The organism is Hafnia alvei (assembly GCF_034424155.1).
Taxonomy (GTDB): domain Bacteria; phylum Pseudomonadota; class Gammaproteobacteria; order Enterobacterales; family Enterobacteriaceae; genus Hafnia; species Hafnia alvei.
Map to the genome: position 1 here is coordinate 1054125 of NZ_CP139992.1, position 12215 is coordinate 1066339.

Here is a 12215-nt window from a genome sequence, read left to right on the forward strand (position 1 = left end):
TGGCCTTCGCCGGTTTCAGATGGTTTATACTGCTGTCGAGTGATCACACTTTGGCAACCAGTCAGTGTTGCTTTCCCCCGTCAGATCCAGATTGGTCTGGATCTTCAGTTTCGTTCGCCTTTTCAGATAGCTCAGCCCGCAATCACGTAAAATTCCTTCAAGCGCCAGACCGAACATTTTTATGCTCAGCGGGTTCTTGTAACCGATAGCTTCCATGTAACACAGGTAAGCGTGATACAGATTGCGGCGTGGCTGTGATGGCCGGATGCTGGCGTTCCGCCATATATAGTGCTGTCGGCTCAGGTACCATAAACAGTACCCACAGAAATCCTCCATCGGGTCAGCTCCCGCTTGATGCGCATTGCCTCACAGAGTTCTGCTGAGACTGAAGTAGTGCACGGGCCTCTTGTGGCTATCGGTGCGCACTGCCATACTGTTGCCCTCGGGGCGTATGGTCACACGATCACCGTAAACGTTGCCGGTAACGCTGAAAACACCGTTAAAAATATTGCTTATAACTATCTTGTGAGACTCGTATAGAGGTCACTTTCAAATTTTGAATGAATCTCGAAACAGGCTGGATAAACACGTTACCAGATGCAATTGATTTAGATAAACATACTTACGAGCCATTTCTCTATTCCTTGAAAATTCTGGAAGGTGTTGCTGAAGCATAGGCGCGGTGAACATCTTGACCTGCTCCCAGCAAACTAACATAGCATAAGTTTGAGCTAATGCAGTTTAGAACGGCCAAACAGTATTAAGCCATTTCAATTTCTTCATATACTAACCATTCATCAGCTTCCTCGAACATCTCCTCAACTATCTTTCTGATCACCTTAGATGCTTCTTTGCTTGCACCGTTAATCACAATATCTATTGCTGTTGCAAATCGAGTAGAAGTCTCGGCGCCCACGTATTTATTATTCAGACGTTTTTTAGTTCCTGAACGATCTGATGCAGCCCATCCCGCGGTAAACTTTTTTCATTTCTTCTGTCGATCTTAATCTCTACACGCATGACCTTCCCCCATCATTAAACTTACAAATTACTGTATAAAAGTACAGTTGTTATTTTTGTGCTTTTTAAAGTTGAGCGCAAGATCTTGACTGTGTTTTTAACCAGTGTTTTAAAATGGGGCAAAAATTTGTCTCGAGTGGGCAGGTATGAGCAGGCAAGTGATGTATGAGATTCAAAGAAAAGCCAGTAAAAGCGGGGCTTGGACTCGCGTGGGCAGGCTCCTACAAAACTGACTCAATACTGTATAGACGTATTGAGTGTTTAAGTAAGATATACCCATGTATTACACTCATTTTATACTAATTATTTCAGACAAAAATCAACCCATTATAGATTGGCCTATTATAAAATCTTTGGTTGTCATGAGAGTGCTTGAATTTAGGTTTTTATGTGGATTTCAATCAAACCTAGGTCTTATTACGCAGGACTGCGTTTGTGAATGCTTGCGACTCAGTAACCAAAATTGTATTTCCGTACTTATATCGTTCTACTAAGCTATCAAAGAACTCAATATCTGGTGGGCTTAGGAAGAAATCATATTCATTTTCATATGTAGTTGAGGACGCATCCGTTCCGATACGTAATTTAAGCTTGTAATCAGCATTTTCCCAGTATTTTTTTGAAGCATAAATACCTTTAAGTTCAGTGACTAAATCGTTGTCAGCCTCTACTAAGGCAAGTTTTTCATGTGCTGGTCTGGCTTCATTTTCCATAAGTTTTTGGTTGATATCACTCTTAAGCGCATAGTAAATTTTTTTATGTTTTTGTTCGTCAGAACCGCTAAAAGGAAGATAAAACTTTATATTATGCGACCATTCTGTATCAGATTTAAGAGTAAATGGAGCAAAGCCGCGTTGAGTGTTCCCACTAATATGCTCAAATACACTGAATGCAGGCAGTTTAAGTTTCTCTTGACCCAATTTTGTCAATTCAATATCAATGCTACGAACTCTCAAATTAGAATAAGAATCATTGGATATACTTATGTATAGCTGAACTTCTGGAAGCCCAATATAGTGTGAAAGCGCTATAAACTTGCCAACTGTTACAACGGGTTTTCTTCTCTTAAAGAAGGTTTTTAGAGGTGGTAATTGCGAGAGTATGAGTGCAATGATAGATGTTACTGGGACTATATAATCTTTTAGAATGCTACCAAGTACAGCCATTATTGATCACCACTGAGTTCATCATTGAACACAACCACAAGCAAGGTTATCTAAAATATCCTAGAACTGAGATACCAAGTGTGGTGTACATGCGTAAAAAAGCCCGCGTGAAGCGGGCTTTTATTACCATCGAAATGCACGTGCACTATACGTGCATTTCTTTGTCTTACTTGGGTCGTTGTTGTGTCCATTCGATTCGCATAAGTTACTGGTTTTTATGCTCTTGTCCGGTCACTGTCCTACCAAATTTGGTGGGCTGGCGGAGTCTGAATTGGTTATGTAACTTGTTGTTTAAGAATGAATAATGTTCAATTCAATTTTCAATTTGGTCCCATTGTTGGTCCTAAAAGAAAATGTTAGTTTTTTTTCAGGGGAGGGGAGGTTACAGCAGGAGCCTCTTCGTCTATGAGATTAGCATTTTGCTTTCCTTTAGTCTGCTCTGTATTTAAGCGTTTATTTCACGTCAGTTTTTAGCAAGCCGGTAGAGCGCCTTGCTCGCAGAATATCTACTGCGGAAATATACGGAGTTTGCTCTTGCCATGAAAATCCCTCCCGGTCGATACGAACAAGTCCGTATTTTTCTACCAGAAAGTTCACCGCATCGCTGAGCGATACTCCAGCATCAATATGTTCCCGGATGGTGGTTTCATTACTGAATGGTGTGTCATTCAGCGTCAGGCCATAGTGCTGCGAGAACAGATGAGCCAGTAGCCGTTGCCAGGTTTCAACGGGTGACAAACAGAGCGGAGTCGCCCGAGTCGGGTGTAATGATAAAGTTTGCATGATGTTTGCTCTATGAGTTTAAGGGAATAAGCGTTGAGTTACTGCGGTTCAGGCTGGTCAGGATAAATAGCAATGTAGACATAACCAAAGGAGCCCAGTGTATCGGCTTCGCAGGTGAGCCCGTTGTGGTAAAGCGTGACGCAGTGCTGATAGAGGGGATTTAGCTCGCCGCTGGTGAGCATTAGCTCCAGTTGCTTGAGTATCAGTGAAAAAGCTTGGTCTAGGCGTAACACATCCTCGTCACTGAAAGCACCGTTGAATCCGGCCCGATCAGCGAGAAAATGCACCCGGTTGCCCTCCTGCACTAGGCGAGCGCCAAAACAGGGTGTGATCGTGCACCTTAGTCCCCACTGCTTGCAGGCGGGATTCTCCGGCTTAGTTCCGGATTCGGAGTGATTGTTCATTATTGTTCCTGATAAAAGAGAAGGGTTAATTGAGAGTGACACTGCGAAGAATGACATAGGGACCATTGCGATCCTGACGGCGCTTAGCAAAGACGGCCAGAACGCCGCATATGTCTTCCACCTCGTGGCCAGCATAATGGCAGATACTGCCTAACCTTTTATATTTGCCCGTACTGAAGCGAAGCAACCGGGAATTCGTATGTTGACGGTAAATCGCCATAGCCTGACCTTTACTGATAATTTTCATCACCGGTCTCCTTACAGCCAGCCACGTTCAGCGAGCGAGACAATCTCCATCCCGCCCACTACCAGATGGTCCAGCAGCCGGGTGTCCACCAGTTCCAGCGCCTGCTTCAGACGTTTGGTGATCCGTCTGTCAGCCTCGCTGGGCTCTGCGTAGCCTGAGGGGTGGCAGTGCGCGACAAGAATGGCAGCAGCGTTATGTTTCAGTGCCGCCTTCACCACCTCCCGTGTATGGACCTGCGTATGGTTGATGGTGCCGGTGAACAGCGTTTCATGTGCAATCAGCCGGTGCTGGTTATCGAGGAAGAGTGCGGTAAATTCTTCACGCTCCAGTGAGGCAAGCCGCAGACGCAGCCAGTCCCGGACGGCGTGGCTGGACGTGAATGACGCGCCGGGTTCACGTAACTGACGCTCGAGCAGGGTTAATGCCTCACGGATGGTGCGCTGTGCGGAAGCCGGTAATCCGGCGGCAAACAGCGGTAGCTGTGTTTCCATCGCGGCCCCCTCAGTCAATGATATACATGATGGCGCTGCATTCAGGGTGATTCAGCGCGTAATCCCGCAGACGATAATAGTGCTCTGTCATGGCGTCGCATTCGGTGTGCATGGCGTGGTGGCTGTAAGCCATCAGACAGGCCGATATGCCTGCGGCCTCTGCGCTCATTTCCGTGCCATTGCCATTCATCGGGTTGAACAGCGTCCATTTTTCATCGGTATCCTCATTATTCGCTTCCGGGACCATAAAGGCACCGCCGTTGCTCAGCGTGTAAAACTGCCAGATCCCCCCGCAGTAGCCCGTGCAGAAGCGGTCCATCCAGGCGAAGATATGCGGCTCGAGGGTTATCCATTGCGGTATGTTGCCGAAGTATTGTGGCCAGAAGTCGATACGCTGTTCATCGGGCAACAATGTGGCGGTGAGGGTGTTGGTTTTTTCGGTGTCTGAAAGAGTCTGCAGATTTGTAGTGTTATTCATCGGTTATTCCTTTTGAAAGGTTATAAGTACGGCTCCGGTTAACGGGAACCTGATGTATGGAAAAGGTGATTTGAGGCGTGATGGTGAAGGAATGCGTTACCGGAGTTCACCAGGCTGGTAGCAGAGATACCTGCACCAGGCGCAGAGGTCATCGTCGGATACAGAACGACAGCCGGGCTCGTTTTGCAGAGAGACAGACCAGACCGCTGTATGGCAGGCATTCTCAGGAATGTGCTGCATCAGCATAGCGCCTGCTGCAGTTCTTCTGCCATTACCCACAAGGCACGGTTCAGTTTGATATCGCCGTCGATAGCGTTCACCGCGCGCGTACGGCTGCGTTTACCCTGCGCAGAACGCCCGGCCAGTCCGCCCTTGCTCAGGTTCTCCTGCAGGCGGTTGTAGACGGTCCACAGGTCACTGCTCTCATCCTGCCAGCGACGTGCAGTCAGTGCCTGGGTTTCGGTCACCGGCTGATGTTCTTCACCAAACCGGTAGGCCAGCGCCGCTTTCGCAAACGCCTGTTGGGCTGGTGGCGGTAACAGCAGTGACTGCATGGCATCACGCTTCTCTTCCACCTGGTCGAAAACACCAAGGACTTCATAGGCGCCTTCGATAACGCGCTCCACCACATTGCCCCGGTGTGGCACACGTATCTCGCCAAATGACTGTCCGCAGACGAGACCGTTGGTGCAGATGGCGCGGAAGTACCCCGGCAGCATCTGGTAACTGGATGAACCGTCGTGCGAATTGAGCAGGATAATTTCCGGCACCTGCTGGCCTGTTATCTGCCCTATGCGTCGCAGGCGCACCATGTGTCTGGTATGCTCACGACGGCTCTGGTCTCTGACACGGGTCTGGCAGGCGAAGAACGGCTCAAAACCTTCCCGTTTCAGGTTTTCCAGCAGAGTAATTGTCGGAATATGGGTGTAGCGCGCTGAGCGGGATTCGTGCTTGTCCGCGCCAAAAACGCTGGGGACATGCTGGTGTAATTCATCGTGGGTCAGTGGGCGGTCACGGCGTATCTGATTAATACGGCCAAAGCGGCTGGCTAATCGCATAATGGAAACTCCTTGATTAAATAGCATAAAAGTAAAAGGGCCACACTTCCCGAAGGAGGTGTGGCCTGGCATGATTTAAAACGGTGGTGCAGGTGATACGTCGTAGATGGTTGTCACACCAGGAGCTTGCGTATACCGTCGCTCGCGATATATCTATTGAGCATCACTCCGGCACCGGGCGCAAAGTTCCAGTCACGCCAGATAAGCATGCCGTCGGTATCGCGGATAACCAGACGAAAATGAGAGCCCTGGTCGTCTTCGATGGCAACATTGGTGTATGCGGCAGCCACGACAGTGGCCTGTTCACGAGTGAACGTTCCTTCGGGTAGGGCTGTAGATTCAGGCATTTGGTTTCCTTAAAACAAAAAAGCCATGTACCCCGAAGGAACATGGCCTGATGGAATATTTTAACCCGGATGATTAATGCTGCTGATTTTTCTCTTTAACCTTTGACCATGAAGGTCGGCGGCTGCCGGAAAACTCCTTCTTCATTGACCAGTAGCCGATGGGGTACTGTTGTACAACCTGGTTGTTCACACCGATATCAACCGACAGGTATTGCCCGTTATTGATGGAGCCTTTACGTATCCACGCATCCGGGCTGCAGGTACCCGTGTCATACTGTCGCCATGATGACGAATCCCTCGCGGCCACATAGAAGTCGCCAAAAGCGCAACTGTGCGCGGATTTTCGGTTCAGAATGGCAACGTAATATTTAGTGTTGGCGATAATGGTGCAACTGCTGTTCTGCCCGCCGCAGACCTGCCATAACGATTTACCTCCGTCTCCCTTAAAGGGCCAGATAGTATCAGCTGGTGCGCCGTCTGCAGGCATTGCCGTCACTGCCGGAGCCTGCTGCACCAGCGTAACGTCAGGTACATCACGGCGTAATATTCGTGCTTCTGCATCTCCGGCGTCACCAAACATCTTTTCCTCACCACTGTTGTAATAAAAACCCGCAACAACATGCTCTGAGGGGATATACAGAATTTTCAGATAATGGTCACCGCAGTTACCCCGTTCACAAACAGAGCCCTGCAACCACTTCTCGCCACCAACATCCACCGGAATTAATCCGCTGTCTGGACCGTTCAATGAACCTTGTTTCCCCGTTAACCCGGTAAGTCCTGCTGACTTCAGCGCGTCATCAAGGTCTTTCTTAAATGCCGGGTCAGTATCGTAAATGCTGCCGAGAAAGGGGCAGGAACCGTATCCGATGTCATTATCACCTGCATCAGGATCACAATTCATTGCATCCTCTGCAGTTTTTGCAATATTAGCGGCGTAACCCCCGGTGCTAATAAAACAAAATGAGGATATCAGTATTACCTGTTTTAATTTACGTAAAGAAAAAGACATGATTATTTTGACTCCACCCTGTTTATTTAAAAGAAAAAGGCTCTGGGAAGAGCCCTGTAACCGTCTTAAAAGTCAATGGTATTAAGACCGACATTCTTTTTGATGGTAGGGTCGAAAATAACAACGGTAAGATGGCCTTTATCGGGTGAACGGACAAACTTCGCGGTTGCCGCGCCGCTACATGTCGCATGACGGTTATAATCCATCATTTTACCCTTGCTGGTGGCAAGGTTGACAACGATGAGATAAGGGTCATAACAGGCCGAACCGCCAGGGCTGCTCAGCAGGGCATATTGACTGTCATCAGAGACACTAATGAGGCTGCAGGTCCCGTCTTTCACATCTTCACTTCCGCACATCAGCTCACTGCCGCCTTTCACATCAGCCACTGTCCGGGGCAATTTAACCGCAGCAGCACTGGCTGAGGCACTTAATAAAAAACCAGAAACCATTAATGACAATATAAATGTTTTCATCTGTTCATCCTGTTTATTGTTAAAGTAACAATGCTTATATGGCGGGGAGCGCAGGCTGGCTCGTGTCCTTCGTATCATTACCGAGAAGACATTCCCCCCTGAACATGAACCACAGGCAGGGCCTGTGCAGGCCCTGCGAAATAACTAACGTTCCCCCCGGTCTCGCAGGACCTTTCGTGCCAGACGCTTTTCCAATTCCGTTGTGCTGCTGAAAAAACCATTGTCAGTGGTTATCATTCTAAGCTCTGCATTGCTTTTGCCTTCCAGGCTGTCATGCGTCTCCTTCACTTCACGCGCACTGCTGAGTGTGTCCTTCGCCACTTCAACGGCGAGTTTACCGGCGGTCTTCCAGAATCCCATGGGAGCCACCTTTACAGATAACCGTTATCTTTGCCCCACTCACACCCGCAGTCCCGGCACATCCAGCCATCGGCCCAGGGAATGGTGTCGTGAGAGCCACAGTCCGGGCAGCGTTTGCCGGAAGTCGGGTTGCCGGGTGTGATACGTCTTATTTTCATCATGTTATCCTTCTGTTATGGGGTGATGTGGTTCAGGGACGAAGCCGGACAGCACTTCACCAATGAACCGGAAATGGGGTAATGCCTGTAAAAAATCCGGACGGGAAAGGATGTCGCGCACCGTGGCGTCGGGGGTAAAACTGTCGGGATGAAGCGTGACGACCCGAATATCAGCCAGTGGCAGTGCGATGATGCGGGTCTGGTGTGCCCCCGTCAGATACCAGTTACCGGCATGCAGAACCAGCCGGTAGGGGGCGATATCAGTATGGCTGCATCCGTTGCCACGCAGGGTCACTTTCCGGCATTCCTGGACGGCATTCACCAGCTGGGTAAAGACCCCACCGTCGGTGATGGTCGGTGCAGATTCTCCCTGCCAGATAAGGCAGGGCGACTCCCCCGGACCGCCCAGAAGCGAACTGACAAGATGGCCATCTAGTCCTGGGAACAGCGATTCAACGCCTGACTGACGGGCAAAGGTCATCACTGCCAGTTCCCGCTGACGGCTGCCGGACAGCAGACGGCACCGGCCCTGACGATATTCAAGGTCCAGGTACATCAGCCGTTCACGAAAATCCCGGCGCAGGGTGCGGACTGACACGCCAAACTCGGCGGCCAGTTTGCGCATATCCAGCGTTTCGCCTGCCACCAGACGACCAATAATCATCGACAGTCTGACGGCAAGCCGGTCATGGCGATGTTCAGCCTGAGTCATGAGGCTCCGTTCTCCGGTAAGCTAATTCACTGAAAAGATGTGGGTTAGTGTAACAAGGGGGTATGGCAGGGTATGGACACAGAAAGACGATTTTTCAAATCGGTCGATATCAGGAATGGCGCGGCCTGCCGGGGTGTCTGGCTTTTTTACCTGGTGTAAAATCGGCATAAACGGACAGGGTGTGTCCGACGCAATGACCATGCCTGAGCAATATCAGAAAAATATCCAGTCCCAGACGGCCCGTGCGACTGACACCACGGTTTCCCGTACGGTACGAATGAGCGCCCGAACCGGTGCCGGAAGCTGAAGGGATGACTCCACGCTATCAAACCCCCTTCCCACGGCATAGCTGAAGCTGTCCCTGGCCTGTTTTTTTACCGGCTCCGTGCAGAGCCTGTCATGTAGTTGAGTTGCCAGCGGGCTGGTGGCGTGGTCAGGTAGGCAGCGCATCATCGTCTCCACCATTTCCTCAATGCCCCAGCCAGTGAGAGCAGACACAATGCATACTGGATGATACGGTTTAAACATCGCCGTCACCGTGGCCTGTTTAACACTGAGATTTGCCCGTTGCAGCACGGAAGGTGTACCGGTAGCGGCATCCCATTCATGGCTGGGTTCCATTTTGTCCGCCTGATTGATGACGAACAGTACCTGCTGGCGGTGATTTTTCATCACCCTGTGCCAGAACAACTCATCGACGGACAATGCGCGATCGTCGGCTTTGATGACCCACAGGATCAGATCCATCTCCGGCAGAATACGGTTGTATAGCGCAATATATTCATGATCCCGTTGCCCGCTTTCCCCCACGCCAGGTAAATCCACGATAACGAGGCTGCGATCACCGCTGCGAAGACGAAATCGCAGTACGTCACGGGTGCAGGCGTTTACATCACTGACCGGGGACACCTCCCCCTGAAAAAGTTCGTTACAGAGCGATGATTTGCCTGCGCCTGTTTTCCCCATAATCCCAATTACCGGTTCGTGGTTTGCCAGCTTGTGGATGTGCTTAAGGATTTGTTCGCCAATAGCGAGAGGCAATAATGCCAGCGGTTTTTCAATGGACTGAAGGCCTTCAGATTTATGCATACAGAACTCCGTGAAGAAAATTAAAATCCCCGCAATCCGGTAAAGGATGCGGGGGATTCACAGAGATAATATCTATCTGAAATTATTTGGAATGGATGATGGCGCTTGATTACTGGAACAGGTCTATGACATGAAGGTTATGATTTGTTCACTGCTATGAGGTTAACACTTTAACAATTTCCCTTACTATTCTTGTACTAATTCCTTCCAAATACTTCTGCTTGAGATTAGGATTTATCCTCTTGTAGTGTTATTTACAATAAAGATTGTGATGCTGATTTAACCCAACGTGTTGTCAGTTGCCTTGCTGAACTAAGTTCAGTATCTAGAAATTAGCTCTTGATACATGAGCGAATCAGCGAAAATTTTCATCCCGACCAATTAATGACCGTAATGGATAGGATGTTGCTGCTATTTGGCTTCCATGAGGGAACATATGTTTTTAAACGATCAAGAAACGTCCACTGACCTGCTGTACTACACCGCTATCGCCAGCACAGTGGTTAGGCTTGTTGATGAAACGTCAGATGCACCCATTACGATTGGTGTGCATGGTGATTGGGGGGCGGGAAAATCAAGCGTACTAAAAATGCTTGAGGCTGCCTGCGAGAAAAAGGATAAAACGCACTGTATCTGGTTTAACGGATGGACGTTTGAGGGATTCGAAGATGCTAAAACTGTAATCATCGAAACCATCGTCGAGGATCTTGTTGCCTCGCGCCCGATGAGCACCAAGGTGGCAGAAGCAGCAAAAAAGGTTCTTCGTCGAATTGACTGGTTGAAAATGGCCAAGAAAGCGGGGGGACTGGCGTTTACCGCATTTACTGGCATACCCACATTTGATCAGATTAAGGGGATGTACGAACTGGCATCCGACTTTCTAAGTGCTCCGCAGGACAAGCTTTCTGCTGCAGATTTCAAAGCGTTTGCTGAAAAAGCAGGAGGCTTCATCAAAGAGGCCGATACTGATAGTAATACGCTACCCAAACATATTCATGCTTTCCGTGAGGAGTTCAGGGCGCTGCTTGATGCTGCTGAAATTGAAAAGCTAGTGGTGATCGTTGACGATCTTGATCGCTGCCTGCCTAAAACCGCGATTGAAACGCTCGAAGCTATTCGCCTTTTCTTGTTTGTAGAGAAAACTGCATTTGTTATCGGTGCAGATGAAGCCATGATCGAATATGCGGTAAAAGACCATTTCCCCGACCTGCCTCAAAGCACCGGGCCGGTAAGTTATGCACGCAACTATCTTGAAAAGCTCATACAGGTTCCATTTCGAATCCCCGCACTGGGAACTGCAGAAACGCGTATATATACCACGTTGTTGCTTGCAGAAAATGCGTTGGGTTCGGAGGACGACAATTTTAAAGCATTGCTCAATAAAGCACGGGAAGAGATGAAGCGTCCTTGGATCAGCCGCGGGCTTGACAGAGAGGCAGTGATGGCAGCGTTAAATGGAAAGATTCCGGAGGTTGTGGAAAACGCGCTGCTATTCAGCCTACACGTTACCCCTATGCTTAGTTCGGGGACACATGGTAATCCAAGGCAGATTAAACGCTTTTTGAACTCAATGATGTTACGCCAGGCGATTGCTGATGAACGCGGGTTCGGTAGTGACATTAAGCGTCCTGTATTGGCAAAAATTATGCTTGCTGAGCGTTTTTACCCCAGCGTATACGGAAAGCTTGTTCAGCTTGTATCTAATCATCCAGAGGGAAAACCGGAAGCTTTGGCGGAGTTTGAAGCCTTGGTCAGAGGGGGGAAAACTGCTCCGAAGAGTCGCGCTGACAGCAAAGAGAATTCCTCAGAGTCTGAAGACGTCCAAAACTGGCTGAAGATTGATTGGGCGATCGGTTGGGCAAAAGCAGAGCCCGCACTTTCTGGAGAGGATCTTCGTCCATATGTGTTTGTCACTCGTGACAAACACAGTACTTTGAGTAATCTGGTCGTATCAAGCCATCTCATTCCTATAATGGAGAAACTTCTTGGCCCGAAAATTGGGATGGTGAAAATCAAAGGGGATTTAGAGAAACTGAGTCCACCGGATGCTGATGAATTATTCGAAATGCTTAGCGATAAGCTTTTCCAAGAAGACAGTTTCAATCGAAAACCAAGAGGATTTGACGGCCTCGAATATCTCGTAGAAACACAACCTCACCTTCAAAGGAGATTGATTGATTTTGCACGGCGCATTCCTGTAAAAAAAGCAGGGGGATGGCTTGCTACCCGTATTGCGCAAAGCCTAGTGGACCCTACGTTAATAGAAGAATATACAAAACTGATCCAAGAATGGGCGAGTCAGGACGAAAATCTGTCCCTCTCTAAATCAGCAAAAGCAACCCTCCAGTTATCGGGATATCAACATTAATGGGAACCTCAAAAGCTTACGGGGGGCCTGTTCATGGCCTAATCCC

The 12215-nt window shown here is 48.9% G+C and carries 16 protein-coding genes and 1 pseudogene; 2 read left to right on the top strand and 15 right to left on the bottom strand.

Features of this window, described 5'->3' with window-relative positions; all coding sequences use genetic code 11:
• Positions 1-24: 24 nt before the first annotated feature.
• Positions 25-336 carry a winged helix-turn-helix domain-containing protein gene (locus U0008_RS04845; RefSeq protein ID WP_025800514.1) on the bottom strand — a complete coding sequence of 104 codons (312 nt, stop codon included), beginning with the start codon at positions 334-336 and terminating at the stop codon, positions 25-27.
• Between U0008_RS04845 and U0008_RS22520 the strand changes: the two are divergent.
• Positions 331-540, top strand: a pseudogene (locus tag U0008_RS22520) (hypothetical protein); the annotation flags it as partial. The gene U0008_RS04845 and the pseudogene U0008_RS22520 overlap by 6 nt on opposite strands.
• 220 nt (positions 541-760) lie before the next feature.
• Here U0008_RS22520 and U0008_RS22525 read toward each other — a convergent pair.
• The 14 genes from U0008_RS22525 to U0008_RS04915 all read right to left on the bottom strand — a co-directional run bounded on the left by U0008_RS22525 (position 761) and on the right by U0008_RS04915 (position 9801).
• Positions 761-916 carry a DinI-like family protein gene (locus tag U0008_RS22525; protein WP_158413854.1) on the bottom strand — a complete coding sequence of 52 codons (156 nt, stop codon included), beginning with the start codon at positions 914-916 and terminating at the stop codon, positions 761-763.
• Between the two features lie 511 nt (positions 917-1427).
• Positions 1428-2186 (bottom strand): hypothetical protein, encoded by a 759-nt coding sequence (locus U0008_RS04855; protein WP_025800515.1) that lies wholly within the window; start codon positions 2184-2186, stop codon positions 1428-1430.
• 453 nt (positions 2187-2639) lie between these two features.
• The gene (locus U0008_RS04860; RefSeq protein WP_043491403.1) at positions 2640-2969 is read right to left on the bottom strand and encodes a TA system toxin CbtA family protein; all 330 of its coding nucleotides are present in this window, start codon (positions 2967-2969) and stop codon (positions 2640-2642) included.
• Between the two features lie 38 nt (positions 2970-3007).
• A complete protein-coding gene (locus tag U0008_RS04865) occupies positions 3008-3373 on the bottom strand; it encodes a type IV toxin-antitoxin system YeeU family antitoxin (protein ID WP_038416562.1) in 366 nt (121 codons plus the stop codon).
• A gap of 25 nt (positions 3374-3398) precedes the next feature.
• Positions 3399-3620 (bottom strand): DUF987 family protein, encoded by a 222-nt coding sequence (locus tag U0008_RS04870; RefSeq protein ID WP_038416561.1) that lies wholly within the window; start codon positions 3618-3620, stop codon positions 3399-3401.
• An 11-nt stretch (positions 3621-3631) separates the two neighbouring features.
• The gene (gene radC, locus U0008_RS04875; protein ID WP_043491407.1) at positions 3632-4111 is read right to left on the bottom strand and encodes a RadC family protein; all 480 of its coding nucleotides are present in this window, start codon (positions 4109-4111) and stop codon (positions 3632-3634) included.
• 10 nt (positions 4112-4121) lie between these two features.
• A complete protein-coding gene (locus tag U0008_RS04880; RefSeq protein WP_038416558.1) occupies positions 4122-4589 on the bottom strand; it encodes an antirestriction protein in 468 nt (155 codons plus the stop codon).
• Positions 4590-4828: 239 nt separating this feature from the next.
• Positions 4829-5647 (bottom strand): DUF932 domain-containing protein, encoded by an 819-nt coding sequence (locus U0008_RS04885; protein ID WP_043491410.1) that lies wholly within the window; start codon positions 5645-5647, stop codon positions 4829-4831.
• 113 nt (positions 5648-5760) lie between these two features.
• Positions 5761-5994 carry a DUF905 domain-containing protein gene (locus U0008_RS04890; RefSeq protein WP_038416556.1) on the bottom strand — a complete coding sequence of 78 codons (234 nt, stop codon included), beginning with the start codon at positions 5992-5994 and terminating at the stop codon, positions 5761-5763.
• 73 nt (positions 5995-6067) lie between these two features.
• Positions 6068-7006 (bottom strand): hypothetical protein, encoded by a 939-nt coding sequence (locus U0008_RS04895; protein ID WP_077887331.1) that lies wholly within the window; start codon positions 7004-7006, stop codon positions 6068-6070.
• A gap of 65 nt (positions 7007-7071) precedes the next feature.
• On the bottom strand, positions 7072-7482 hold the full coding sequence (locus U0008_RS04900; RefSeq protein WP_038416555.1) for a hypothetical protein: 411 nt from the start codon (positions 7480-7482) through the stop codon (positions 7072-7074).
• Between the two features lie 144 nt (positions 7483-7626).
• Complete coding sequence (locus U0008_RS04905) at positions 7627-7842, bottom strand: hypothetical protein (protein WP_038416553.1); 216 nt, start codon at positions 7840-7842, stop codon at positions 7627-7629.
• Between the two features lie 162 nt (positions 7843-8004).
• Positions 8005-8712: a helix-turn-helix transcriptional regulator gene (locus U0008_RS04910; protein ID WP_038416551.1), complete on the bottom strand. Its 708-nt coding sequence runs from the start codon at positions 8710-8712 to the stop codon at positions 8005-8007.
• A gap of 213 nt (positions 8713-8925) precedes the next feature.
• The gene (locus U0008_RS04915) at positions 8926-9801 is read right to left on the bottom strand and encodes a GTPase family protein (RefSeq protein WP_043491412.1); all 876 of its coding nucleotides are present in this window, start codon (positions 9799-9801) and stop codon (positions 8926-8928) included.
• A gap of 436 nt (positions 9802-10237) precedes the next feature.
• On the opposite strand from U0008_RS04915, the gene qatA reads away from it, so the two are divergent.
• Positions 10238-12169: a Qat anti-phage system ATPase QatA gene (gene qatA / locus U0008_RS04920; RefSeq protein WP_038416549.1), complete on the top strand. Its 1932-nt coding sequence runs from the start codon at positions 10238-10240 to the stop codon at positions 12167-12169.
• Positions 12170-12215: the final 46 nt, after the last annotated feature.